The sequence below is a fragment of the Pseudomonas sp. F-14 TE3623 genome (assembly GCF_053629015.1).
In genome coordinates this window covers 3,976,527-4,000,327 of sequence record NZ_JBRJHM010000001.1, presented here as the reverse complement: position 1 = coordinate 4,000,327, position 23,801 = coordinate 3,976,527, and the positions used below count along the sequence as shown (strand labels likewise).

The 23,801-nt window shown below is 56.5% G+C and carries 24 protein-coding genes and 1 pseudogene; 16 read left to right on the top strand and 9 right to left on the bottom strand.

Features of this window, described 5'->3' with window-relative positions:
- Positions 1 to 79: 79 nt before the first annotated feature.
- The 3 genes from AB7M29_RS18565 (at position 80) to AB7M29_RS18555 (ending at position 2,955) form a co-directional block, all read left to right on the top strand.
- A complete protein-coding gene (locus AB7M29_RS18565; protein WP_429546948.1) occupies positions 80 to 2,137 on the top strand; it encodes a carbon starvation CstA family protein in 2,058 nt (685 codons plus the stop codon).
- Between the two features lie 15 nt (positions 2,138 to 2,152).
- A complete protein-coding gene (locus tag AB7M29_RS18560) occupies positions 2,153 to 2,350 on the top strand; it encodes a YbdD/YjiX family protein (RefSeq protein WP_052963150.1) in 198 nt (65 codons plus the stop codon).
- 239 nt (positions 2,351 to 2,589) lie between these two features.
- Positions 2,590 to 2,955, top strand: a complete 366-nt coding sequence (locus tag AB7M29_RS18555; RefSeq protein WP_217854939.1) for a histone-like nucleoid-structuring protein, MvaT/MvaU family — start codon at positions 2,590 to 2,592, stop codon at positions 2,953 to 2,955.
- A 54-nt stretch (positions 2,956 to 3,009) separates the two neighbouring features.
- On the opposite strand, the gene AB7M29_RS18550 is transcribed toward AB7M29_RS18555, so the two are convergent.
- Together AB7M29_RS18550 and AB7M29_RS18545 are read right to left on the bottom strand one after the other, a co-directional pair.
- Positions 3,010 to 4,500 carry an amino acid racemase gene (locus AB7M29_RS18550; RefSeq protein WP_454248732.1) on the bottom strand — a complete coding sequence of 497 codons (1,491 nt, stop codon included), beginning with the start codon at positions 4,498 to 4,500 and terminating at the stop codon, positions 3,010 to 3,012.
- A gap of 10 nt (positions 4,501 to 4,510) precedes the next feature.
- Positions 4,511 to 5,794 (bottom strand): dicarboxylate/amino acid:cation symporter, encoded by a 1,284-nt coding sequence (locus AB7M29_RS18545; RefSeq protein ID WP_454248731.1) that lies wholly within the window; start codon positions 5,792 to 5,794, stop codon positions 4,511 to 4,513.
- A 229-nt stretch (positions 5,795 to 6,023) separates the two neighbouring features.
- Here AB7M29_RS18545 and AB7M29_RS18540 point away from each other — a divergent pair, with 229 nt between their 5' ends.
- Positions 6,024 to 6,953 (top strand): LysR substrate-binding domain-containing protein, encoded by a 930-nt coding sequence (locus AB7M29_RS18540; RefSeq protein WP_454247491.1) that lies wholly within the window; start codon positions 6,024 to 6,026, stop codon positions 6,951 to 6,953.
- 71 nt (positions 6,954 to 7,024) lie between these two features.
- Here the strand turns inward: AB7M29_RS18540 and AB7M29_RS18535 are convergent, their stop codons facing one another.
- Positions 7,025 to 7,405 (bottom strand): winged helix-turn-helix transcriptional regulator, encoded by a 381-nt coding sequence (locus tag AB7M29_RS18535; RefSeq protein WP_454247490.1) that lies wholly within the window; start codon positions 7,403 to 7,405, stop codon positions 7,025 to 7,027.
- Between the two features lie 96 nt (positions 7,406 to 7,501).
- Here AB7M29_RS18535 and AB7M29_RS18530 point away from each other — a divergent pair, with 96 nt between their 5' ends.
- Together AB7M29_RS18530 and AB7M29_RS18525 are read left to right on the top strand one after the other, a co-directional pair.
- Positions 7,502 to 7,912: a DoxX family protein gene (locus AB7M29_RS18530; protein WP_217854936.1), complete on the top strand. Its 411-nt coding sequence runs from the start codon at positions 7,502 to 7,504 to the stop codon at positions 7,910 to 7,912.
- 11 nt (positions 7,913 to 7,923) lie between these two features.
- On the top strand, positions 7,924 to 8,667 hold the full coding sequence (locus tag AB7M29_RS18525; RefSeq protein ID WP_454247489.1) for an SDR family NAD(P)-dependent oxidoreductase: 744 nt from the start codon (positions 7,924 to 7,926) through the stop codon (positions 8,665 to 8,667).
- A 32-nt stretch (positions 8,668 to 8,699) separates the two neighbouring features.
- On the opposite strand, the pseudogene AB7M29_RS18520 reads toward AB7M29_RS18525, so the two are convergent.
- Both AB7M29_RS18520 and AB7M29_RS18515 read right to left on the bottom strand, forming a co-directional pair.
- Positions 8,700 to 8,879 (bottom strand): annotated as a pseudogene (locus tag AB7M29_RS18520) (MFS transporter); the annotation flags it as partial.
- Positions 8,878 to 9,900, bottom strand: coding sequence for an alpha/beta hydrolase (locus AB7M29_RS18515; RefSeq protein WP_217854934.1), 1,023 nt, complete (start codon positions 9,898 to 9,900; stop codon positions 8,878 to 8,880). The gene AB7M29_RS18515 and the pseudogene AB7M29_RS18520, both read right to left, overlap by 2 nt.
- Before the next feature lie 269 nt (positions 9,901 to 10,169).
- On the opposite strand from AB7M29_RS18515, the gene AB7M29_RS18510 reads away from it, so the two are divergent.
- Positions 10,170 to 11,087 carry an AraC family transcriptional regulator N-terminal domain-containing protein gene (locus tag AB7M29_RS18510; protein WP_454247488.1) on the top strand — a complete coding sequence of 306 codons (918 nt, stop codon included), beginning with the start codon at positions 10,170 to 10,172 and terminating at the stop codon, positions 11,085 to 11,087.
- Positions 11,088 to 11,230: 143 nt separating this feature from the next.
- Positions 11,231 to 11,755, top strand: a complete 525-nt coding sequence (locus AB7M29_RS18505) for a cupin domain-containing protein (RefSeq protein WP_217854932.1) — start codon at positions 11,231 to 11,233, stop codon at positions 11,753 to 11,755.
- Positions 11,756 to 11,857: 102 nt separating this feature from the next.
- Here AB7M29_RS18505 and tssJ read toward each other — a convergent pair whose 3' ends face one another.
- Positions 11,858 to 12,112: a type VI secretion system lipoprotein TssJ gene (gene tssJ, locus AB7M29_RS18500; RefSeq protein ID WP_225922916.1), complete on the bottom strand. Its 255-nt coding sequence runs from the start codon at positions 12,110 to 12,112 to the stop codon at positions 11,858 to 11,860.
- 81 nt (positions 12,113 to 12,193) lie between these two features.
- Complete coding sequence (gene tagH, locus AB7M29_RS18495) at positions 12,194 to 13,600, bottom strand: type VI secretion system-associated FHA domain protein TagH (RefSeq protein WP_454247487.1); 1,407 nt, start codon at positions 13,598 to 13,600, stop codon at positions 12,194 to 12,196.
- A gap of 363 nt (positions 13,601 to 13,963) precedes the next feature.
- On the opposite strand from tagH, the gene AB7M29_RS18490 reads away from it, so the two are divergent.
- Genes AB7M29_RS18490 through AB7M29_RS18460 form a run of 7 tightly spaced genes read left to right on the top strand, consistent with a single transcriptional unit; the run spans position 13,964 to position 22,064 of the window.
- A complete protein-coding gene (locus AB7M29_RS18490; protein WP_454247486.1) occupies positions 13,964 to 16,213 on the top strand; it encodes a type VI secretion system Vgr family protein in 2,250 nt (749 codons plus the stop codon).
- Positions 16,214 to 16,224: 11 nt separating this feature from the next.
- Positions 16,225 to 16,671, top strand: a complete 447-nt coding sequence (locus AB7M29_RS18485; protein WP_217854929.1) for a DUF6484 domain-containing protein — start codon at positions 16,225 to 16,227, stop codon at positions 16,669 to 16,671.
- Between the two features lie 11 nt (positions 16,672 to 16,682).
- A complete protein-coding gene (locus AB7M29_RS18480; RefSeq protein WP_217854928.1) occupies positions 16,683 to 17,795 on the top strand; it encodes a DUF2169 family type VI secretion system accessory protein in 1,113 nt (370 codons plus the stop codon).
- Complete coding sequence (locus tag AB7M29_RS18475) at positions 17,792 to 18,832, top strand: hypothetical protein (protein WP_454248730.1); 1,041 nt, start codon at positions 17,792 to 17,794, stop codon at positions 18,830 to 18,832. Before AB7M29_RS18480 ends, AB7M29_RS18475 begins: the two co-directional genes overlap by 4 nt.
- Positions 18,832 to 19,878, top strand: a complete 1,047-nt coding sequence (locus AB7M29_RS18470; protein ID WP_217854927.1) for a DUF4150 domain-containing protein — start codon at positions 18,832 to 18,834, stop codon at positions 19,876 to 19,878. Before AB7M29_RS18475 ends, AB7M29_RS18470 begins: the two co-directional genes overlap by 1 nt.
- Positions 19,879 to 19,908: 30 nt before the next feature.
- Positions 19,909 to 20,811, top strand: coding sequence for a hypothetical protein (locus AB7M29_RS18465; RefSeq protein ID WP_454247485.1), 903 nt, complete (start codon positions 19,909 to 19,911; stop codon positions 20,809 to 20,811).
- Positions 20,812 to 20,852: 41 nt separating this feature from the next.
- Positions 20,853 to 22,064 (top strand): TIGR02270 family protein, encoded by a 1,212-nt coding sequence (locus AB7M29_RS18460; RefSeq protein ID WP_454247484.1) that lies wholly within the window; start codon positions 20,853 to 20,855, stop codon positions 22,062 to 22,064.
- A 168-nt stretch (positions 22,065 to 22,232) separates the two neighbouring features.
- Here AB7M29_RS18460 and AB7M29_RS18455 read toward each other — a convergent pair whose 3' ends face one another.
- A complete protein-coding gene (locus tag AB7M29_RS18455) occupies positions 22,233 to 22,910 on the bottom strand; it encodes a dTMP kinase (protein ID WP_217854925.1) in 678 nt (225 codons plus the stop codon).
- A gap of 360 nt (positions 22,911 to 23,270) precedes the next feature.
- Here AB7M29_RS18455 and AB7M29_RS18450 point away from each other — a divergent pair, with 360 nt between their 5' ends.
- On the top strand, positions 23,271 to 23,531 hold the full coding sequence (locus tag AB7M29_RS18450; protein WP_454247483.1) for a hypothetical protein: 261 nt from the start codon (positions 23,271 to 23,273) through the stop codon (positions 23,529 to 23,531).
- An 89-nt stretch (positions 23,532 to 23,620) separates the two neighbouring features.
- Here AB7M29_RS18450 and AB7M29_RS18445 read toward each other — a convergent pair whose 3' ends face one another.
- Complete coding sequence (locus AB7M29_RS18445; protein WP_217854924.1) at positions 23,621 to 23,785, bottom strand: con-10 family general stress protein; 165 nt, start codon at positions 23,783 to 23,785, stop codon at positions 23,621 to 23,623.
- Positions 23,786 to 23,801 lie beyond the last annotated feature (16 nt).

Below are 23,801 nucleotides of genomic sequence, written 5' to 3'. Positions count from 1 at the left end.
ATATTGGGTCCGCTCCGCAATGCGGACACAATTATAATAATTACCGCCGCAGCCACTGGTTGTCGGCAGGAGACACGCTATGCCCCGTCTGGCTAAACACCTCGCCTGGTTTGCCGTGGCTGTCCTGGGAGCGTTTGCGCTAAGTGTCGTGGCCCTGCGCCGCGGCGAAGCCATCAACGCCCTCTGGATCGTAGTCGCAGCAGTCGCTATTTATCTCGTCGCATACCGCTATTACAGCCTGTTCATCGCCACCAAGGTGATGCAGCTCGATCCCAATCGAGCCACTCCCGCCGTACTCAACAATGATGGTCTGGACTACGTGCCGACCAACAAACACGTACTTTTCGGTCACCACTTCGCAGCCATCGCTGGCGCTGGGCCGCTGGTCGGCCCGGTATTGGCGGCGCAGATGGGCTACCTGCCTGGTACGCTGTGGCTGATTGCCGGGGTGGTGCTGGCCGGTGCGGTGCAGGACTTCATGGTCCTGTTCATGTCCACCCGCCGCAACGGTCGTTCCCTGGGTGACATGGTCCGTGAAGAAATGGGCCGCATCCCCGGGACCATCGCGCTGTTTGGCTGTTTCCTGATCATGATCATCATCCTCGCGGTGCTGGCGCTGATCGTGGTCAAGGCCCTGGCCGAAAGCCCGTGGGGTATTTTCACGGTGATGGCGACCATCCCGATCGCGATGTTCATGGGCATCTACATGCGCTACATCCGCCCGGGTCGCATCGGTGAAATCTCGGTGATCGGCGTGGCGTTGCTGCTGGGGTCGATCTGGCTGGGCGGGCAGATTGCCGCTGACCCGGTCTGGGCCAAAGCCTTTACCTTCACCGGAATCCAGATCACCTGGATGCTGATCGGCTACGGTTTTGTCGCGGCGGTTCTGCCGGTATGGCTGATTCTGGCGCCGCGTGACTACCTGTCGACCTTCCTCAAAATCGGCACCATCGTTGCGCTGGCGATCGGCATTTTGATCACCATGCCCGACCTGAAAATGCCGGCATTGACTCAGTTCATCGACGGCACCGGGCCGGTATGGAAGGGTGGGTTGTTCCCGTTCCTGTTCATCACCATTGCCTGTGGCGCGGTGTCCGGCTTCCACGCACTGATTGCTTCCGGCACCACGCCGAAGCTGCTCGCCAGTGAAGGCCATGCCCGTTACATCGGTTATGGCGGCATGCTGATGGAATCCTTCGTCGCCATCATGGCAATGGTGGCTGCGTCGGTGATCGAGCCAGGCGTGTACTTTGCGATGAACAGCCCCGCAGCCCTTGTAGGCTCCGATGCTGTTTCGGTGGCTCAGACCGTCAGCAGTTGGGGCTTTGCGATTACCCCGGAAGCGCTGCAAGCGGTGGCCAAGGATATCGGTGAAACCACCATCCTGGCCCGTGCCGGTGGTGCGCCGACCCTGGCAGTCGGTATTGCGCAGATCCTGCACCAACTTCTGCCGGGTGAAAACACCATGGCCTTCTGGTACCACTTCGCGATTTTGTTCGAAGCGTTGTTCATTTTGACTGCGGTGGATGCCGGTACCCGCGCCGGGCGATTCATGCTGCAGGATTTGCTCGGCTCCTTCGTGCCGGCGCTCAAGCGCACCGAATCCTGGACTGCCAACCTGATCGCAACCGCCGGTTGCGTAGCGATGTGGGGTTACCTGCTGTACCAAGGTGTGATCGATCCGCTGGGTGGCATCAACACCTTGTGGCCGCTGTTCGGTATCTCCAACCAGATGCTGGCCGGAATCGCGCTGATGCTGGCGACCGTTGTGCTGATCAAAATGAAACGCCAACGCTACGTCTGGGTGACCATGCTGCCAGCCGTTTGGTTGCTGATCTGCACCACCACCGCAGGCTTCATCAAGCTGTTCGACGCCAACCCGGCGATCGGCTTCCTGGCGCTGGCGAAGAAGTACAGCGATGCGTTGGCCAACGGGCAGGTTTTGGCGCCGGCCAAGAGCATCGAACAGATGCAGCACGTGATCTACAACGCCTACACCAACGCAACGCTGACGGCGCTGTTTTTGCTCGTGGTGTTCAGCATCCTGTTCTTTGCACTCAAGGTTGGCATTGCCGCCTGGGGCACTAAAGAACGTACGGATAAAGAAGCGCCGTTCCAGGCTCTGCCGGATGCTTGATGGAGGAGGGTGCCCATGTTCAATGACCTGAGTCGCCTTGGTAAATACCTGGGTCAGGCTGCACGCTTGATGGTTGGCATGCCTGACTACGACAATTACGTTGAGCATATGCAAACCAAACACCCGGACAAACCGCTGATGAGCTACGAGGTGTTCTTTCGCGAACGTCAGGAGGCTCGTTACGGCAGCAAGGCGGGACCGAAGTGCTGTTGATGCGAAACATTTAAGCGGCATTTTGCTTTAGGAGCCCGGCCTGCCGGCGGTAGCGATCTTCGAGACGCTACCGTTGGCAAGCCGGGCTTTTTTGTCGTTGTATTTTTAGCCTGACAACAAACTGACTTTGTTTGCTGTTCAATCATCTGATTTAGATCAATCAACGGTCATTGCAGGGGGACTTTTTCTTAGCAGGCTCTGTCACATGTACATACATACAAAACACATATGAGGTTTACATGTCCAAGCTCGCAGAGTTCCGTCAACTCGAAAAACATCTGGCTAAACAGCTCCAAGCGCTTGAAGCACTAAAAGGTGATGCAGGCCTTCAAAAGGAAATTGATTTCGAAAAGAAGCTGCGTGATCTGCTAGCCAAATACGGCTATAGCCTGAAAGACGTGATCAATCTTCTTGAGCCACAAACTGGTCGTCGCGCATCAGCAAGCGCGTCGAAATCCGGCACACGCAAGCCGCGCCAGGTGAAGATCTACAAAAATCCAAACACTGGCGAAGTCGTCGAGACCAAGGGCGGCAACCAGAAGACACTGAGGGAATGGAAGTCTAAATTCGGCTCTGCCACTGTCGAGTCCTGGCTTACCAAGTGAGTTTGATTTGAGTACAAAAAGGCCCGAGAAGGGCCTTTTTGTAGCTGATACGGGCTAGTGTCTGTGAGGCTTGACCGTATTTTCACGGGCAAGCTCAATACACTTCAATGCCAAAATAGTTGTCGGGTCGATCAACGCCACCGTATGTTTTTTTATCTTGTAAGCTTCGCTATGTTCGAGCACCAGGGGCAGCTCTGTACAACCCAGGATGAGTACATCAGCGCCCAGCTCACATAAGTGCTCTGCGGCGGTTAGAAGCTGGTCTTTGCAAATACCCCCAGTGAAACCCGCTTTAATGCCACGTTCTCCATAAATCGACTCCATGACCAACACTTGGTAATCCACGCCGGGGGTGATGACGTGAAGTCCTGCTCGCCGGGCTGCCTCGTGATAGACCTGACTTTTGATGGTGCCGGACGTCGCTAGCAGCCCTACGGTTTTGCCAGCACCGTATCGCTGAGCGATAGCCTCCACCGTCTCAGTCAACATATTCACTATGGGTACACGCAGGTGCGACTGGATGCGCTCGACGAAGGCGTGAGCTGTGTTGCACGGAATCGCAATGGCATTGGCTCCAGCGCTTTCAAGACGCTTGCATGTTGCATACATCGCCATTGTCGGGTCGGTTTCGTCATACAACAGGTTGGCTGTGCGATCAGGAATCTGGGGGTTTTGTTCGACCACCATTTTGATGTGCTCCTGATCTCGGCCTGCCGGTGTATGCGCAACAACCTTACCCATGAAGTCGACTGTTGCTGCCGGCCCAACTCCGCCAACTATCCCTAATTTGAACGGCGGACGAGTCAACTGGCCGCTTTGCGACGTCGCGAAACCGGCATAAATCTCGTTGATGTCCAGAGCCGTGATGCCTCGCCGTTGCAGATCACCACAGATCAATGAGAACTCAGTCATACCCGGCAATATGAGAGTGGCTCCCTGATCCTGAAGCGAAAGGCACGCCTGATAAACACACTCTAGCGGCACCCCGTCAAGGTACCCGTCTTTGATGCCGTTGACGCCATACATCGCGCCCATCAACCCGGACTGCTCGTAATTATCTGGATACACGAGCTTGAAGTCATTGCCGAAATATCGCTCAAACAGCCCGGAGTGCCGAACATAGTCAGACGCGATAACTCCCAACGTACTGCCGCGTTCAGCGACGTGATCAATATGCTTGCGTAACGCAGCCATCATATCCAGGACGGGTATGCCTATCTCCTCCTGAATTTCCTCCCGAAAGGTGTGACTGGCAAAGCAAGGTAGTAAAACGGCATTGACTTCGCTTGCCTCGAATGTCTGACAAACCTGAAAAACGTAGAACTTCCTCGAGGTCATGTTAGCGCCCCGCTCCAGGGGCATCAGGACGTCTTTGAAAGGGTGTTGCTCAAACAGAAAGTGATAGCGACCTTGATCTTCCAAAACAGCTCTGGACTTCACCAATTTGTAGAAAAGATCGCCGCCGGCCAGTGAGCCAAGTCCGCCGACGATACCTAGTTTGCGAGCAAACGATGACCCGCTGGACGGTTTCGATTTACCTTTCAAGTTCAGGTTCTCAGGCGGTGGCTGCAGTATGAATCGGGAGCGGAGATTTCGTGCCGGACGCTTCTTCAGCTTCTTCATGTGGTTCTGATTTGGCAACCACAGCTGTCGCGATGCTATTGCCAACCACGTTGGTGGCAGTCCTGGCCATATCAAGGAATTGGTCAATGCCAAGGATTAGCAAAATACCGGCTTCGGGAAGGTTGAACATGGGTAACGTAGCCGCCACCACAACCACCGATGCCCGGGCTACACCGGCCATTCCCTTGCTGGTAATCATCAGCGTCAGCAAGATCAGCTGTGTGAAGCTCAAGTCAACGTTGTAGGCCTGAGCAATGAACATGATGGCGAACGCTTGATACATCATTGAACCATCAAGGTTGAATGAGTAACCCAGCGGTAGAACAAAGCTGGATACACGCTTCGGCGCACCAAACTTCTCCAGCGCCTCCATGGTTTTCGGATACGCGGACTCGCTACTGGCAGTCGAGAATGCCAACAGAACAGGTTCGCGGATCAGCTTGCCCAAGGTAAACACTGAGCGACCCAGGAACAGATAACCGGCAGCGAACAAAACGCACCACAGAATCACAATGCCCAAGTAGAACTCGGCAATCAGTTTTCCGTAATCGACTATCAAGCCAAGGCCCTGCGTGGTGATAGCCGATGCGATGGCTGCGAAAACCCCAATGGGCGCGAAGGCCATGACGAAGTCCGTGACCTTGAACATCACCTTGGCCAGCTCTTCGATGCTGTCGACAATCGTCGTGTAACCAGCTCGTTTCACACCCGCCAAGGCAAATCCGAAGAACAACGAGAACACCACGATTTGCAGGATTTCGTTGTTGGCCATTGCTTCAGCAATGCTGCGGGGAAACACATGACTGATGAATACCTTGAGGCTGAAATCCCCGGTGTTGACCACCACGGGACTTGCCGCATGCTGGACAACTTCCATGTTCAGTCCCGCACCGGGTTGGAACAGGTTGACCAGGCCCATGCCGATTGCCAGCGAGATCACCGAAGCGGTGACGAACCAGGCCATGGCTCTTAGGCCAATGCGCCCAACCGAGCGGGAGTTCCCCATGCTGGCAATGCCACCGACCAAAGTAGCGAATACCAGCGGAGCGATGATCATCTTGATCATGCGTAAAAAAATGTCGGTGACCATCGAGAAGTAAGACGCGATCTCTTTGGCGCTTTGTTCGCTCCCTGCGAAATGGTGGCACGCCCAACCGACAAGCACGCCCAAGGCGATGCCAATTGCGATCCGACGCGGAAGTTTATTTTTCTTCACGGAGCTTTCCTCAAGTGGTTTTTTTGCTTTTTTTACTTGGCAGGAGACAAGTGTCATTGGGGCGAAGCTCTATGGCATCGCTTCAACGTTTTCGATTCTAGGGGCGGGATTGAAAGGTCGTGATGAGTAATCCCGATAGCCTCATGCGCTTTTGGAATAGTTTTCGAAACTTCTGCTTCGCCCTGACTGCGGCGCAGTACACTGCGTATTCGGGGCGTGAGGTGCCGCTATGCAAATCAAATGGTTGGATGATCTTTTAGCGATTTCCGAGTGGAAGAACTTTTCTCGGGCTGCGGAGGTTCGCTGCGTGACCCAGTCGGCTCTGTCGCGTCGCATACGGTCACTTGAGGAATGGGTAGGCGCGGAGTTGGTAGATCGCGGTACTTATCCCGTTCAGCTCACGCCTGCGGGGCGAAGTTTTTGTGAAGAAGGCCGCGAGGCATTAGCAGGGTTATTGAGACTGCGTTCAGCCCTGCGCGAGGTTGAGCGAATGCCCGGGCGATCCATCCAGGTGACTGCTGGCCACAGCCTTTCAATGACGTTTCTACCGAAATGGCTAACCCAATTTCAGCAGCACAATGAGCAGTTCAACGCTCGAGTCGTTGCCGCGAACATTCATGACGCCGTCATAGCCCTGGAGGAGGGGAGTTGCGATCTGATGATCGTCTACCACCATCCTCTGGCCCCCATTCTTCTAGACCCGGAAAAGTTCGGATGCCTGACGTTGGGACATGACGCCTTTATTCCGTTGTGTGCCCCTGACAAGAAGGGGCAACCGCTGTATCGCTTGCCCGGCACCTCAGCTAAAGCTGTGCCTCACCTCGCTTATACGGCCACAACTTTTCTAGGTCGCGTTGCCGACATAGTCATCAAAAATGGCCCAAGTGTGAGTGTGCTGGAACGGTGCTATGAGGCAGACATGGCGATGCTTTTGATGCGAATGGCGATAGAGGGGTATGGCGTGGCATGGTTGCCACAAAGCGCTGTCATTGACGAGCTTCAGCGAGGTCAATTGGTAAAAGCGGGTGGTGATGAATGGAGTACGCGACTGGAGATACGCTCCTACTGCGCCATCACCAATGAGAACCCTACGATGCGCAGTCTATGGAAAACCCTCGAAGGAGCTTCCCGCGATCTCCATGGCAAAACAGCCCATTGATTGAAGTGCCAAGGTTCGAAAAGCATTCCTCAAGAACCATTAAGGTCTAACCCCTGACACTAATGAGATGCTTAAGTGACCTTGGGTTTACGGCCGCGCGGGTTTGGCTTCACCGGCACGCTTTTCCCATACTCGCTCCACCATAACGCGAGTGCCTCCATCGTCGGCCCGAGCGCACGGGCCTTTGCCGTCATTTCATATTCGACACGCGGTGGCACTTGCGCGAAGACTGTTCGCGACACCAGCCCATCGTTTTCGAGCTCACGAAGTTGTGCCGTCAGCATGTGCTGGGTGATGCCGCTAATCGCCTTGCGCAGTTCTCCGAAACGGTAGATTCGCTGGTTCAACAACCACATGATTTCCAGCTTCCACTTGCCTGAAAGCAGCGCAAATGCACGGCGCATTTCCTCGTGCATGTTGATCTGATCGTCACCATTAGTCTGGTTTTCCATACTAAGCACCACTTTTTCATCCTACTTGTAGCTTTTCATATTAGGCGACATCTTTGACCTGAGTCGACGCATTAACGCTTGCTTGGGAAAAACCTCATGATCGAAAACTATGTTTATTGGATCAGCACGGCACTGCTGTCGCTGCTCTATTTCGCTTCTGCCTCCATGTACATCGCCAAGGGCGACTATGTTCGAAATGCACAGGCGGAGTTGGGCTATTCAGCCTCCCACCTGGTGCCTTTCATGATCGCGGTCAAGGTCCTTGGTCCTGCCGCGATTCTGTGGCGCTTTAACGTGGCGCTCAGTGATCTTGCCTATGCCGGCATGTTTTATCACCTGCTGCTCTCCGCTTTAGCACACCTGGGTGTTCGCAAGCCCAAAGGCTCTATCCCGGCAATCGTAGGACTCATCCTCTTGGTTGCCTCCTTCATGACACAAAACGCTGTTCGTGATCTTCCGTCGCCTTACCCACCGCTGACGGCGGTCATCCAAACGCCTCTTAAATAAAGGAGACTTATATGACTCGACTCAATGGGAAAGTTGCCATCGTCACTGGAGCCGGTCGCGGTATCGGCCGCGCCACAGCGAAGTTGTTCGCGGTGGAAGGCGCGAAGGTGGCGGTTCTTTCACGCACGGCTGAAAATGTCGCGGGTGTCGTCGCTGAGATCCAGGCGGCGGGCGGCATCGCCCTCGGAGTAGTCTGTGATATCGCCGATCCGGATCAGATCAAAGCTGCTGTAGAAAAGGTGGTGGGTGTGTATGGCCGGATCGACATTCTTGTGAACAATGCCTTCGACCCCTCTGTCGTCTTTTCATCGGTTCTCGATCTGTCGACCGAGCAATTGCAACGCAATTTAGAAATGGGGCCGATTGCCTATCTACGAACGATGCAAGCCTGCTACCCACACCTTAAAGCCAGCGGGGAGGGTAGGGTCATCAACTTCGCCTCGCTGGCGGGTGTCATCGGCCTGCAGGGATACGCCCCTTACAACATGGCGAAGGAGGCGGTGCGCGCCTTGACTCGCTCGGCGGCAAGGGAGTGGGGCGCTGACAAGATCACGGTAAACAATGTCATGCCGGTTGCAGACACTTGGGGGGCTGCCGCCAATGCACCCGCACCCACTAACGTACTTGGCCGTTATGGATCACCCGAAGAGGACATTGCGCCGGTCGTGCTATTCCTCGCCAGCAAGGACGCACAATTCCTGACAGGTTACAGCCTGACGCCGGACGGTGGCCAAATCATCGACAGCGCACGGTGATGGTCACGTCCAACCTGCGTGCGCATGCTCCCCCAAGCCGCCTCCCGCTTCAGCAGCGTCTGCAACGTTCTCGCCAGCCATGTCCACCATCCCAAAGCATTGCCGCCGTTGACGATGGCCATTGCGCGAGTGATCTGGTCATCAGGCACCAGGCGCATGGCGGTTGCCGCCGACAATGACCAGAAGCCACCTATCGCAACACCGATCAGGCTACTTCAGGTTGCTTTTGAAGAACGTGGTCAACTTGGCGAATGGAATGAGGTTGACCCGGTCGTAAAGATCCACGTGTCCGGCATCTGGAATAATGAGCAACTCTTTAGGCTCGGCGGCCCGCTTGTAGGCATCCTCACTGAACTCGCGTGAGTGTGCCTGGGCGCCGGCAATGAACAGCAGCGGGCGAGGGGAGATAGTCTCGATGTCATTGAACGGATAGAAGTTCATGAACTTCACGTTGCTGGTCAGCGTCGGCATGGTGGTTGTCTGCGGCGATGCGCCGGCCGGAGTGACTTCGCCTCGGTGGGTGCGATAAAAATCGTAGAACTCATCACCCACGGCATTGCCGGTCAGTTTGAGCGGCGTGCCGCCGGTGTAGCGGATTTCGCCACCCTGGAATTCGGCATAGCGCTGCTCGGTGGCGTCGCGAATGATCTGCTGGCGTTGTTGCGCAGTCACTGCGTGTTTGAGACCGTTACGGTTGGCCGCCCCCATGTCGTACATGCTGACGGTGGCGATGGCCTTCATGCGCGGATCAATCTTGGCGGCACTGATAGCGAAGCTGCCACTGCCGCAGATGCCGAGGACGCCGATTCGCTCAGGATCAACTATCGGTCGAGTGCCGAGAAAGTCTACGGCGGCACTGAAATCTTCGGCGTAAATATCAGGCGAGACCGCTTGGCGAGGCGTGCCCTCACTTTCGCCCCAGAAGGACAAATCCAGGGACAGTGTGACAAATCCTTGTTCGGCCATTTTGGTAGCGTACAAGTTCGCACTCTGCTCCTTCACCGCCCCCATTGGATGGCCGACGATGATGGCGGCGTTCCTGGATTTGGGGGCGAGGTCTTTCGGGGTGAACAGATTGCCCGCCACCTTCATTCCGTATTGATTTTTGAAGGTGACCTTTTCAACGGTCACTTTCTCGCTTTTATAGAAGTTGTCCGCGCCGTTTGACATATCGGCTCCCATTGAAGAAAAAGAGGTAACGAGAAGCCCCAGGGCAAGAAAAATTCTTTTCACCGGATAGTCCTTTCGATTGAGTTGTAGTTTGCTGGAGTGTTTTGACCCAAGTGCTTAATCAGCCAACATGGCGCTCTCGATCACGAAGCGATACTTGACGTCATGGGAGATTCCTCAATGGGTGTGTCGGATGAACATTCTCCGGCTCTGCCCATACTCCCTGTAGTGCATTCCGCTGGATTACTTGCCTGATTCTATGAGTCTCTGTTTTTTTGCAGGACGGTCGTGAACTGGCGAGTTAGAGTTCAGCAAAGAGGTAGAAGACGAACATGACGATCAAACACGACACCGCGCCTCAACAAACATCGGCGCAAGAATCGCTTGCGCAGATCATCGGCGCGCAGATTCCGAAACCAGGTGATTACGGAACGCCCATTACGGGCCTCGGCTTCTTCAGGCGCGAACATCCTTCGCCGCCCGTCGTCTGCATGGTCGAGCCAAGCATCATCCTCGTCGCCCGGGGTGAGAAACAGCTCTGGGTAGGCGGCGAAGGCTACCCGTATGACACGTCGCGATTTCTGATCACCTCATTGGACTTGCCTGCCAATTCAGAAGTGCTGGTGGCAAGCCCGGAACAGCCATGCCTGGGACTGACTTTGAAGCTCGACCTGCGCATGCTGGCTGAGCTGATAGCACAAAGTGACCTGCCGCCAACCCGTGATCGATCAGTTGCGAAGGGGGTAGGAATTGGTTCAGTAACCCCTGCAATGCTGGCGTCATTCGAGCGCTTATTGGCACTGCTCGATGAGCCGGAGTCCATTCCTGTTCTCGCCCCCTTGATCCAGCGCGAGATTCACTACCGTCTCTTGCAAAGTGATCAGGCGAGCCGCCTTCGACAAATAACTTCTGTAGATGGCCAAGGTTATCGGATCGCCAAAGCCATCGATTGGCTGAAGTTGAATTACACCTCGGCGCTTCGCGTCGATGAACTTGCGGCCCGAGTGCAGATGAGCACTCCGACCTTTCACCACCACTTCCGCCAACTCACCACAATGAGCCCCTTGCAGTACCAGAAATGGCTGCGACTGAACGAAGCGAGGCGATTGATGCTCAATGAACACCAGGACGTATCCAGTGCGGCTTTCAAGGTCGGATATGAAAGCCCGTCCCAGTTCAGCCGCGAATACAGCCGTCTGTTTGGCGTACCTCCCAAGCGGGATATTGCGGTGTTGCGAGGGCAGGGGTAGCTATAGAGTCAAGCCAACGAATTGCGTTTGCTCACGCTTTTAAACGCTATCGAGATAAAACGACTAAACAACCATTTAGCATAGTTATAATCTATCGAGTTGATCTGTTTAATAGCTACAGTATTTCAAGGAGGACAATCCACATGACCAACAGTGAGCTCGACATTCATATCCCCAACGCTGAAGCAGTAATCGCCGCGTTGGCTCTGGAGCCTCACATGGAAGGCGGTTTCTACCGGAGAACCTTTCAATCTGATCACCACGCTATGGCCGAGATCAATGGTGGTCAACGTCACTTGATGACTTCAATTTATTACTTGCTGACCAAGGATTCGCCGATCGGGCATTTCCACCTGAATCAATCGGACATCGTTCATTACTACCATTTGGGAAACCCGATTCAGTACAGCCTGATTTTTTTAGACGGCACGTTGAAAACTGTGGTGATGGGCAGCGACGTTATCGCCGGGCAATGTTTGCAGCTGCATGTACCTGGTGGCGTCTGGAAAGCTTCGCAGCTTATGAATGGTTTAGCGGGATACGGTTTGATCAGTGAAGCGGTTTCACCAGGGTTTGATTTTGCAGATATGGAGATGGGCAGTCGGCAGAAGCTCAGAGAGCAGTTTCCCGAGCATTCGGAGCTGATTGGAAAGCTGACGCAAGGATGAGGGGCTTGGGTGAATCGAGGGCTTCAAAATCTGCGTGCAACCGGGCTAATCTTGAAACATCTTGTTACGTGTAATGTATATTATGTTAAACGAGGTGCTATGTTAGAAATCCTGCGCCACCAGGTCCGTGGACAAGGTTTTGCTGGTGGCATCCACCAAGGAGAAATAGTCGGCACGACTGAAGACTGCACCGCTCTTCAACTCATACAAACGCACCCGCACAGGTGTCGCCTGCCCGCCCGCCGTGGGGTTCAGATCGGCAGCGGCCTGGATATGCATGACAACCACTGTGGGACGCGGACTCGAAGCACAGGCAGTCAGCAATATGGCTGTTGCGAGCATCAATAGCTTTGACATGTCGTCGTCCTCAATGACATTTATTATTCCAGTTTGGAACTACCGGCAACCCAACGGGATTGATCAACTATCTAATAGCCCTTAGCCTTTGCGCAGCTTCGCACTTTGTTCTTCATAAGCACGACTGAATTCGCGCCCGAACAAGTCCTCTAAATCATCTTCGGCCTCTCTGGAAATGCTTGCATAGAGTTCCGTGAATAACTCCCAGTAATGCGCTTGGCGTGCACCTGGTAGCAAAGCGCCAATACCCGAAGGCTTACTCAAGCGCGCTTCCAATACCGCCGGTTGAAATCGCTTGAGCAGATGTTTGATCGAGGCTTGTACGCCGGCCATAACGGCCAATTGATGCGCTTTGAGGTCGTCGAAGCTTTCCTCGATGGCCTGGTCGGCCGGCATGAAGGCTTGATTGTCGGCGCGCAGCAACAACAGCAGCGCCTCATCGACATTGGGGGCGAATTTGAGGGGGTTGTTCTCCACCGGGCGGATCATGGTTTGGGCCATGCGGAACTCACCCTTGAGGCTGGCACGGGCGCGCAGCACCTCGATCAGCCCCTCCACCATATGACGGTAGCTACGGCCAATGGCCTCCATCTGAGCGCAGGTTTCGTCTCTATCGATCCGCAACTGGTCGAGCCCGGCGCCCCTGAGAAAGGCTTCCAGCACCTCATCGCTGCTCTCATTTGCGGGTGCTGGAGTCGAAACCGCAGCCAACGGGTCGACTGGGGTTGCCGGGGCTGGTGTGCTGCTGGCCATATTTTCCGGCTCCGCGGGCAATGGTTGCGGCTGTGCTTGCGGGGTGGGCGACGCTACAGGCGCGGGGCCTATGTCCAGCTCGGCGAAGGGATCCCAGTCCCCCGGAATCGCTGGCGTTGCGCCGGTTTCGCTGGCCGGGGGGGCGCTGGGAGGCTGTGGCTCCGGCGGGCGGAAATCATGGCGCTCGGCCGGCACGTGGTCGGCCACGGCTGGCGGCGGCACCGATGGGGGCGCGAGGAAATCAAACAAATCGGAGGGGATATCCGGGGGCGGACCGCTCGACTGGATCGGCTCTCTGCTGAGGGGCGCCGGGGCCGCGTCGGGAATCTCGTCAGGCGCCTGACGCTCCATCAGCGCATCGAAGCCGGCAAAGGGATCACTCATCCCAGGCGCCGCGTTGATGATCTGTGGAGCGTCGTTGATCTGCACCAGGATGTCGTACTCGCCCACGCGCAGCAGTTCGCCGTCCCGTAAAGGTTCGCTGTTGCCGCGGTGCATGTGCACGCCGGCATTCACCAACTGCACGCCATTGGTGCTGGTGTCGGTCAGGTAGTAGGTGCCGTCACGCAGCTCAATGACGCAATGCTGGCCGGACACCAGTCGCTCCGGGTCTGGAAGTATCCAGTCGTTCTCGGGGCTGCGGCCGATTTTCAGTTCACCGCAATCAAGCTCGAACTCCGCGGGTTGGCCGCGCGTGAGCACGTGATAGTTGGTGATTGTCAAACGCAGCGGCATCAGAACTCCTTGTACGATATTGCTCAATAACGGCTCGGATATGCCAATCCGTGCAACTGAGTATAGCCCCCCTTAAAATGGTTAGGTGTCGTCGAGGTTTTTGCGGCTGTATTCGCTGTTTAGAATAAATCCTATAACCAAAGAAGCTAACTAGTGACTCTCCGTTCGCCCATCTTGAAACGCCCGATCTTTGCCCCACTGGTCGGAGAGTTTCTTGACAAGCATTGAACAGCGCTAACACTTCACTTGAATTGTTAGAGATGACGCCAAAGTGTGGCTCTGGACAGAAGGTTAATCCGCAGGAAGCGGTTTTAGTCGTACGTTCGCTCTGACTGAATGCCGGCCAGAGGAAGCCGTTTTTTTATGGCAATCACGCAAAACAACCGCTTGGTGCAGGTCGACAGCCCACTCGGCGGCGAAGTCCTGGTGCTGCAGGGCATGGAAGGCAGCGAAGAGCTAGGGCGGTTGTTCCACTACGAATTGGACCTCACCTCCGAAGACCGGGCGATCACGTTCGACCAGTTGCTGGGCAAGCCGATGGGCCTGACCCTGGAGCTGCACGACGGCGGCAAACGCTATTTCCACGGCATTGCCTGCAGCTGCCGGCAAGTGACCGGCCACGGCCAGTTCGCCGGCTACCGCGTCAGCCTACGGCCCTGGTTCTGGCTGCTCACGCGCACCTCGGACTGCCGGATTTTCCAGAACAAAACGGTGCCGGACATCATCAAGCAGGTGTTCCGCGACCTCGGTTTCTCCGATTTCGAAGACAGCCTGAGCGGCAGCTACCGCGAGTGGGAATATTGCGTGCAGTACCGCGAAACCAGTTTCGACTTCGTCAGCCGGTTGATGGAGCAGGAAGGCATCTATTACTACTTCCGCCATGAGCAGGCGCGTCATGTACTGGTGTTGGCAGACGCCTATGGCGCCCACTCCACGGTGGCCGACTATGCCTCGGTGCCCTTCTACCCACCCGATCGGCAAATGCGCGAGCGCGATCATTTCTACGATTGGCAACTGGCGCGGGAAGTCCAACCCGGTTCGCTGGAGCTGAACGACTACGACTTCCAACGCCCCCGCGCCAGCCTTGAAGTGCGCTCCAGTGTGTCGCGCAGCCACAGCAACGGCGACCACCCGCTCTACGACTACCCCGGTGAATACGTACAGAGCAACGATGGCGAGCACTACGCGCGTACCCGCATCGAAGCCATTCACAGCCAGTTCGAGCGTGTGCAGCTGCGCGGCCGCGCCCGCGGACTGGGCTGCGGCCATTTGTTCGAGCTGACTGGCTACGACCGTGCGGACCAGAACCGCGAATACCTGGTGGTGGTCGCCCGCTATCAGATCCGTCAGGACGCTTATGAAAGCGGGCAGTTGGACCTGGCCGAACAGTTCGTCAGCGAGCTGGACTGTATGGATGCCAACCAGACCTTCCGCCCCCTCCCCCTGACCCCCATGCCCATTGTTCGCGGGCCGCAGACCGCCGTGGTGGTTGGCCCCAGTGGCGAGGAGATCTGGACCGACCAGTATGGCCGGGTCAAAGTGCATTTCCACTGGGATCGCCATGACCAGTCCAACGAAAACAGCTCCTGCTGGATTCGCGTGTCCCAGGCCTGGGCCGGCAAGAACTGGGGAGCAGTGCAGCTCCCGCGGATCGGTCAGGAAGTGATCGTCAGTTTCCTCGAGGGCGATCCGGATCGGCCGATCATCACCGGCCGCGTCTACAACGCCGAACAGACCGTGCCCTACACGCTGCCAGCCAATGCCACCCAGAGCGGGGTGAAAAGCCGTTCGAGCAAGGACGGCTCACCGGCCAACTTCAATGAAATCCGCATGGAGGACAAGAAAGGCGCAGAGCAACTGTTTATCCATGCCGAGAAGAACCAGGACATCGAGGTCGAGAACGACGAGACCCACTGGGTCGGCCACGACCGCAGCAAGACCATCGACAACGACGAAACCGTGCATGTGAAGCACGACCGCACCGAAACCGTCGATAACAACGAGACCATCACCATCGGTGTCAACCGTACCGAAAGCGTGGGCAACAACGAGGACATCAGCATCGGCGTTAACCGTACGGAAAACGTCGGCAGCAACGAGACCATCAGCATAGGCAGCAACCGCACGATCAGCGTCGGCGCCAGCGAAACCGCGACCGTGGCCCTGCAGCGCACTCATGCGGTAGGTATCAACGAGACGATCGCCATCGGCGCCGCGCAGGAAGTTGTCATCGGTGCCTTTCAAACGGTGAATGTCGGGGCCTACCAAAACATCAACGTGGGCCTCTACCAGTCGACCAATGTGGGCGCCAACCGCTCGGTGGACGTCGGAGCCAATCTTTCAACTACGGTAAAAGCAAACGAATCGCGCAAGGTCGGCGCAGGACGCACGACCGATATCGACAAGGACGATGTACTGACGGTGGGCAAGGATCTTGTCATCAATGCCGGTGACTCAGTGACCATCACGACCGGCAAAGCCAGCATCGTCATGAAGAAGGACGGCACCATCAGCATCCGCGGCAAGGACATCACCATAGACGGCTCTGGCGCGATCAACATCAAGGCCAACAAGAACGTGGTGATCAAGGGACGCAAGATCCTGCAAAACTAGGAGTAACGCGTATGACGGTTCAATACTCACTACCCGCCCAGGCCCGCATCGATGGCGTGGTCATCGGTGTCCTGCTCGACCTGCCACAGGCCAGTGCGCCCTTGGTGACCTACCCCGGCTGCCCCGAGGAACAGAGCATAGCCGCCCGCACCACCACCCTGCTCGCCCCTGCGGACATCGGCACCCAGGTGGCGCTGATGTTCGAAGATGGCGACCCTTCCCGCCCGCTAGTGATCGGCCGCCTGCTGGGCCAGGCCGTGGCGCCCGCACCGGTCGCCTGCGTGCAACTGGACGACCAGCGCCTGGAGCTGAGCGCCGAACGCGAGATCGTGCTGCGTTGCGGCAAGGCCAGCATCACCCTGACCCGCGCGGGCAAAGTGATCATCCAGGGCGCCTACCTGTCCAGCCGCTCCAGCGGGGTCAACCGCATCAAGGGTGGTTCGGTGCAGATCAACTAGGTATTCGGCATATGGAACTGCTCAACGCCAGCAAACTGCTTGCTGCCTATACCCAGGGCATGGAGCCTGATGGCCGTGAATCCCTGGTGGTGGTAGCCAAAGGCACTTTCAATCTGCCGCTGGACGGCCGCGCGGCGACCCTCGCCGACACCCAACAACCGCTGCTGATGGCCGATACCTTCCTCGGCGAACCGGGCCTCAGCGCCCCGCTGCAGGAAATGGACTTCGCCCCGGTCAAGCCATTCTGCGATGTGCTGGTCCGCGGCAAGGCCTATGCCCCAGACGGGCGGCCCGTGACGCAGCTGGCCGCGGGCATTCGCGTCGGTCGGATGAGCAAGGCCTTTTCCGTCCTAGGCCCCCGACAATGGCAACCGGGGCTATTGGGCGTTTCTCCCGGCTTGGCGCAGCCTTTTACCGAGCAGGACATCTCCTATGCCCAGGCCTTTGGCGGCAGCCATCCGATGGCGAAAGACTCCGAAATGCGTCACTGCTACCTGGACAATCCGACTGGTTGTGGCTGGTTCCCACGTAGCATGGGTAGTGCTGACATTGTCGGCATGCCGATGCCGAACACCGAGGAATTGGGCAAGGCGATCAACAGTCCCTCTGGCGACTTCCGCCCGATGGCCCTTGGCCCCATCGGCCGCAGCTGGCCGCAACGCGCTCGCTTCGCCGGTACTTACGACGATGCCTGGTTGGCCAACTGCTTTCCGTTTCTGCCGCAGGATTTCGACAATCGCTACTTTCAGGCTGCCCCTGACGATCAGCAGATTCCTTACCTGCGTGGCGGCGAGGATGTGCTACTGCTCAACCTCACACCCCAGGAGCGCGCGGGCTTTCGCATCCCCGAAATGGACGTGTCGGTGACCTTCTTTCTGAAAAAAGGCGGTCATGAGACTGTGCAGGCGGTGATCGACACCCTGCTGATCGACACAGACGCGCTCCAGGTGCAGCTGACCTGGCGTGTCTCCCGTCCGCTACGACGCAACATGTTCGAGATCGCTCAGGTGCTGGTCGGCACTATGTCCACGGGCTGGTGGCGCGCCCGCGAACTGGGCAAGGATTACTACCCATCGCTCTCCTCCCTGGTAAAAGCCAAGCACGCCCCCGAGGAGACGGACTGATGACCGCACTTTGCATCATCGGCTCCGGCATGGTCAGCGCCGTTGGCCTCAGCGCACCCGCGAGCTGCGCGGCGATCCGTTGTGCCATCGACAATTTCCAGGAAACCCGTTTTATCGATCAAGGTGGCGAATGGCTGATTGCCGCCAGCGTGCCTTTGGAACAGCCCTGGCGCGGCCGCACCAAGCTGATCAAGATGGCCGCCCGCGCCGTCGCCGAGGCGCTGCAAAGCACCCCCAACGTCGACCCGGAAAAGACCCCGCTGCTGCTGGGGGTCGCGGAAGTCGAGCGCCCCGGCCGCCTCGACGGTCTCGATAAGGGGCTGCTGCACGCCATCGAAGCCGAGCTCGGTCTGCGCTTTCATCCCAGTTCCAATGTCATCGCCCGTGGACGGGTCAGCGCTGCCGTGGCCCTGCTGAATGCGCGTACGCTGATCTATCAGGGCGGCCATCGCCACGTGCTGATTGCCGGCGTCGACTCCTTCCTGAACGGACCGACGCTGGCCGCTTTCGAAGAACGCGAACGCCTGCTCACCAGCCAGAACTCCAACGGATTTATCCCCGGCGAAGGTGCCGCCGCCGTGGTGCTGGCCGCCCCTTTTGCCAGCGAAGAGCCGCAATTGGCCTGCCTCGGCCTGGGATTCGGCGTGGAGAAGGCCACCGTGGAGGCCGAAAACATTCCCCTGCGCGCCGAAGGTCTGACTCAAGCCGTACGCGCAGCACTGAGCGAAGTCGGCTGTGGGTTGGAGCAAATGGATTATCGGCTCACCGACATCTCCGGCGAGCAGTACTACTTCAAGGAAGCCTCCCTGGCCCTGAGCCGCAGCCTGCGCGTGCGCAAGGAGTTCTTCCATCTCTGGCACCCGGCCGACTGCATCGGCGAAGTCGGCGCGGCTATCGGCCCGGCGATGCTCACCGTGGCCCTGGCCGCCAGCCGCAAGGGCTACGGCGAAGGCCCGAATATCTTCTGCCACCTCGGCAACGACGCCGGCGAACGCGCCGCCGCGATGCTCAGTTATCAGACTGTGAGGGCTGCGTGATGGCGAATGAGGTGTATGCCAACAACATGGAGATTTCCTGCAAGGCGGCGGCTGGCAAGTCGATTGCCTGCTTTCCGGATGTCTGCTTCACTCCGCCGCAAACGGCTGCAACACCAACCGGTGTACCTATCCCCTACCCGAATACCGGCATGGCCAAGGACACCACCAGGGGCACGCGAACGGTCAAGATCAGCGGCAAGGAGGTCATGCTCAAGGACAAGAGTTACTTTAAAACCAGTTATGGAGATGAGGCTGGAAACGCCCCGAAGAAAGGAGTTATCACCAGCAAGATCAAGGGAAAGGTGTACTTCACGGCATGGTCGATGGATGTGAAGTTCGAGGGGGAAAATGTAGTCAGGAATATGGATATGACTACTCATAACCACGGCTCAAATTCTAATACAACGCCCTGGCTCTATCAGGATGCTACGGCGTTCGGAGACCCTCCCAACTGTAAGAGCGATACTGGGAAGATGCAGACTGCCTGCAAAGATTCAAAATCAAAGCAAGTTGGCGCAAGAAAGCACCACGTTGACTGCTCAGACGATTGTAAAACTGCCATGCAGTGCATACTTGTGCCCAAGGGCAAAGACAAAGAAATGTGCTGTAGTCCGGAGAACACAGGCGATCACTTGATTGAGGATCACTGGGTGCGCCCAGGGGGTGTTTTAATGCCTGATTTTTCTCATATTTCAAGCAAGCCTGGAGGCGCTTATAGCGGCGCTCCAACAATGTGCGCCAACTGTTCACGCTATGAAGGTAAACATGGCGTTGCACACGGCACACGCGGTGTTATAGAGGAAACGCTGATAGGCAAAGAGCTAACTTATGCCAAGGCAAAAGAAATCGCGCTCCAATCGCATAAAGACGCCAATCCTGATAGTGAGTGCTCGCCTGGCTGCATAGAGTCACAATTGGATCACTTTTACGGGAAAGATCCAAAAAAAAAATGTCACTCACCAACGCGAAGACAGCCGTTGAAAAAAGAACAAAGGGCCGATGCCGCAGAGCGCATAAAACGCATAAGCGAAGACGACGACATGTAATAATCAACCAATCTAGACGGGGTAATTACCATGTACCAACAACGCACCAGAAGTTTCACAGGGGTCACCGCATTTAGAAAGAATTACGTTGTCATAATGGCAGTTGACGATGAGTTAGCAGACCAAAATACGGACCACTCGATAGTTTTTCGCTATGCCGATGAGAAGTGGGGGAAAAAAACGCTGGATACGGCTACCAGGGGAGCAATAGTTCTTGAGGATGGGAAAAAAATATTAGCCATGGGTGTTGATGGGACAATATTAACCCTTAATCTGCCAGGGCTATCTGAGGAGCAAGTGGATCCCTCTGATGATGGTCCGAGTGATTTGTTAACGCTTAGAGCTGTGAGAGTTATCGATGGTGAAATTTACTTAGCAGGCATGGGCAGGCATGTATATAAAAAATCTAACGAGAAAATATGGTTTCGAATTGATAACGGCGTATTTCTAGGAAGAGATCGCCGCGAACACACCATAGGCTTCAATTGCATCGATGGGTTTTCTGAAGAGGACATATATTGCGCGGGATATTCAGGGGAAATCTGGCGCTATGATGGGAAGCGCTGGATGCAAGAGCATAGTCCGACGAATGTGGTACTTAACGCAATTGAATGTGCTGGTGATGGCTATGTGTACATCTGTGGAATGGCGGGGACAATCATTCGCGGGCGTGGCAACGCATGGGAGGCAATAGAACAAGACGTTACGAAAAGTGATTTTTGGGGCATGACTTACTTTTGTGGCTCCATTTATATCTCCAGCTACGAGGGGATATTCAAGATTGTAGGCGATGTTATTGAGAAATTAGATCTCGATATAAACGTAAGCACAGCATATCTTGATTCTGCTGATGGCCGCATTTGGTCAGTCGGCTTGCAGGATATTGCATACAGTGATGATGCTATAGCTTGGATACAGGTTGCCAACCCGTGATAGATGTTCGCCTTACAATAGAGGGGATTCTTAATCAATACGTGGAAGAGGCATCTTTCCTCGCCGGTCTGCGCGACTATGCCGTTCGGGCGCCTCACTACGACCTCAAACACCTGACCACCCTGGACAATCGCATCGAAGCCCATCTGGATGGCCTGTGCATAGCAGGTTTGCCTGGACTGGAGGCCCTGTTGCAGCAACTGAGCCCTACCGCGCTGGGCGAGGTGTTTGCCGCCACGGTGCTGGCCTTCGAGACGAATAATACGATAGCCATGGGTAGCCTGGCCGAGCATGTACGCGTGCATCCGGGCAGCGAGCGCTTTATGGCAGCCGCGCTGGGTTGGTTGAAGTGGACCCTGGTGGAACCCTGGATCGACCGCCTGCTGGCATCGCCGGAATCCCTGTTTCGCTGCATCGGCCTAGCCGCCTGTGGCATGCACCGGCGCGATCCAGGGCCGGCGCTGTTGGCTGGGCTGTCCCACGCCGACCCAAGCGTGCTGGCGCGTGCCGCCCGTACTGCCGGCGAGTTGCGTCGTCGTGACCTGATGCCGACGATTCGTGCCCACCGTCAACACAAGGACACGGCCACGCGCTTCTGGGCCAATTGGGCCATCGCACAGATGGGCGACGAGGAAGCGCTGGAGCCGCTGCGCCAGTTCGCCGAGCAACCGGGCGAGTTCCAGTATCGCGCGCTCTGTGTATTGCTGGCCTGGCAAAGGCGTGAGAACAGCATCGCCTGGATACGCCAGTTGATACAGAACCCTGAGCAGCAGCGCGTCGGCATCCAGGCCGTTGGGCTGCTGGGCGATCCGGTCAGCGTGCCCTGGCTGATCCAGCAGATGAGCGACCTGCCCCATGCCCGCGTCGCCGGCGAGGCCTTCAGCCTGATTACTGGGGTTGACCTGGCGTTGCTCGATCTGGAATTGCAGGACCTGCCGGATTTCGATGCAGGCCCGAACGACGACCCTGAGGATTCCAATGTCGCCATGGACCCCGATGAGAATCTGCCCTGGCCCGACCCGCAGTTGATCGCCGCTTGGTGGCAGGCCCATGGAGGCGATTTCCAGGCGGGCGTGGGCTATGTGCTGGGGCTGCCGCAGCGCGAAAGCAGTTTTCAGCAAGCGCTTGTCCGGGGCCAGCAACGCCAGCGTATCGCCGCCGCCTGCGGTGTCGCTCGTTTCCGGCCGACCGAAGTGCTTTTCCCCACCAGCGCACCGGCCTGGCGGCAAAAGCGGTTGTTGTTCGGACGATGAGCAGGCGATTGTCTTTCGATCCGCAGTGGTCGCGCTTTGGCTTCCGCAATTTGCTTGATTCCAGCAAGGCTCTATAAGGGGCGGCGGGTGGGCGGGTTCGATGACGGGCCCCCAGATCAAAGCATCAGCCGGCTACCGCTGCGGCGACAAATCACCCCTTCGATCCTGCTAACGATCTATATCTACGGCTATCTCAACCGCATCAAGGCCGGCGCAGCGAACTTCGCCTGCGGGGCATCGAAGGACTCTATAGATCTCAGAAATCACCTGCATCGTTGCGTCTTCGATCGTTCCTTCATTACGGCATAAAAACCAGCCGTGATCTGCAATCGCTCGCTCGAACGCCTTGGTACAAGCAACATGTTCTTCCAGCTTATGGATCACAGTACTGCTCAGCCCACGCCGTCGTGTCGCTGCCCTCGCCCATGAAATTTCAGGGGCGGTGACAACCCCGACATGCAGGTCTGGCACTCGCACGTTTCGATCAATGTTCAGCTGTAGAATCTCTGCAAACGGGACTATCCGGCGAAACGCGGCATCAGACGGGTACCAGCGGTCGATCAGGATAATGCTGCCTAGTGGCTGTTTAGCCAGCACGTGCTGGGAAATCCAGGTACGGCTATCGGCAAAGCGCTCACAAACCCCCAGCTCCAAATCCCGGGTGGGATTTCTGACGAGCTTGTTAACGAGGGCCATTGTTTCCCCCCGATAGGGATCGCTTTTTTTCTCGCAAAGTCGGATCACCTTTTTGTTGTCTGCCCTCAGTACTTTCGTAACGGCCTCCAACAGTGTGGTTTTGCCGGTTCCCTTGGGCCCATCTAGAGAAACAAACAGCGGACGATTCATTCTTCAAACAACGATTGATATACGGTTTTTTTTTGCCCGGTTCGTTCGCTGGAACCGCTTGGCGCGACTACGCGAATCGAGTGGAGGGAGCTTATGTACAGACGTTGATGAACACTCTACCCCGGTTCTGGCTAACGGGTCTCAAACTTCCCAAGGGCCTTTCGGTGTTCATGACACGGGAATGAGGCCGCTCACCGGCGAGGCTTTTGGCTAACGCAATCGAATATCCTAAGACGCGCATGCCAAGCCATTGCCATGACATAGACCGTCAGCCTTTAGCGTGGAACTCGATGTCGCGCGTGTCGTCTAGCGCATAGGTGGGGCCAACACTCGGGCCCTGTACGCATCAAGGACATCGCCATGACTGCTACCACCGCGCGCTTGAATTACATGCATGACACCCTCCTAGGCCCAATCGCGAAAAGCGTTGAATGCGATGTCGTCATTACGCCCATCACGCCGGGCGCTTTTCAAGTACAGGTGCTATCACCAGTGCCAGATGACCTACACAAAGCGCATTCCTTGGCCATTATTCTTTCATCAAGAGAACTCCTGACCGGCACAGTCACTCACACGCGCAATTTGGACAACGGGGATCTGGAATTACAGATCGATGTATGACAATCCATCTCCAGGGAGATGGTCATTGCATTTGCGACTGGCTGGCCTGCGACCTGCTGACATAGGCATCAGCAGGTCGAGCAGGTATATCATCGTTCTCCGCGTGTTCCCCCATGACTATGCTGCCCGCCGATTCGAGCTTTCTCCGCCTTGTCGGTTGCCACATTGGCGTTTTGTTCGCCTTTACGCCCTGCCTCTTTAACTTTTTGAGGGTCGTCGGAAAAGCCGTGATGCGGTTCTTGTCGCTTGGTCATGTCCAATCTCCTTTAA

Coding starts and splice junctions, on each gene's coding strand:
- AB7M29_RS18565 (WP_429546948.1), top strand. CDS start 80: ATGCCCCGTCTGGCTAAACACCTCGCCTGGTTTGCCGTGGCTGTCCTG.
- AB7M29_RS18560 (WP_052963150.1), top strand. CDS start 2,153: ATGTTCAATGACCTGAGTCGCCTTGGTAAATACCTGGGTCAGGCTGCA.
- AB7M29_RS18555 (WP_217854939.1), top strand. CDS start 2,590: ATGTCCAAGCTCGCAGAGTTCCGTCAACTCGAAAAACATCTGGCTAAA.
- AB7M29_RS18540 (WP_454247491.1), top strand. CDS start 6,024: ATGCAAATCAAATGGTTGGATGATCTTTTAGCGATTTCCGAGTGGAAG.
- AB7M29_RS18535 (WP_454247490.1), bottom strand. CDS start 7,405: ATGGAAAACCAGACTAATGGTGACGATCAGATCAACATGCACGAGGAA.
- AB7M29_RS18530 (WP_217854936.1), top strand. CDS start 7,502: ATGATCGAAAACTATGTTTATTGGATCAGCACGGCACTGCTGTCGCTG.
- AB7M29_RS18525 (WP_454247489.1), top strand. CDS start 7,924: ATGACTCGACTCAATGGGAAAGTTGCCATCGTCACTGGAGCCGGTCGC.
- AB7M29_RS18510 (WP_454247488.1), top strand. CDS start 10,170: ATGACGATCAAACACGACACCGCGCCTCAACAAACATCGGCGCAAGAA.
- AB7M29_RS18505 (WP_217854932.1), top strand. CDS start 11,231: ATGACCAACAGTGAGCTCGACATTCATATCCCCAACGCTGAAGCAGTA.
- tssJ (WP_225922916.1), bottom strand. CDS start 12,112: ATGTCAAAGCTATTGATGCTCGCAACAGCCATATTGCTGACTGCCTGT.
- tagH (WP_454247487.1), bottom strand. CDS start 13,600: ATGCCGCTGCGTTTGACAATCACCAACTATCACGTGCTCACGCGCGGC.
- AB7M29_RS18490 (WP_454247486.1), top strand. CDS start 13,964: ATGGCAATCACGCAAAACAACCGCTTGGTGCAGGTCGACAGCCCACTC.
- AB7M29_RS18485 (WP_217854929.1), top strand. CDS start 16,225: ATGACGGTTCAATACTCACTACCCGCCCAGGCCCGCATCGATGGCGTG.
- AB7M29_RS18480 (WP_217854928.1), top strand. CDS start 16,683: ATGGAACTGCTCAACGCCAGCAAACTGCTTGCTGCCTATACCCAGGGC.
- AB7M29_RS18470 (WP_217854927.1), top strand. CDS start 18,832: ATGGCGAATGAGGTGTATGCCAACAACATGGAGATTTCCTGCAAGGCG.
- AB7M29_RS18465 (WP_454247485.1), top strand. CDS start 19,909: ATGTACCAACAACGCACCAGAAGTTTCACAGGGGTCACCGCATTTAGA.
- AB7M29_RS18455 (WP_217854925.1), bottom strand. CDS start 22,910: ATGAATCGTCCGCTGTTTGTTTCTCTAGATGGGCCCAAGGGAACCGGC.
- AB7M29_RS18450 (WP_454247483.1), top strand. CDS start 23,271: ATGACTGCTACCACCGCGCGCTTGAATTACATGCATGACACCCTCCTA.
- AB7M29_RS18445 (WP_217854924.1), bottom strand. CDS start 23,785: ATGACCAAGCGACAAGAACCGCATCACGGCTTTTCCGACGACCCTCAA.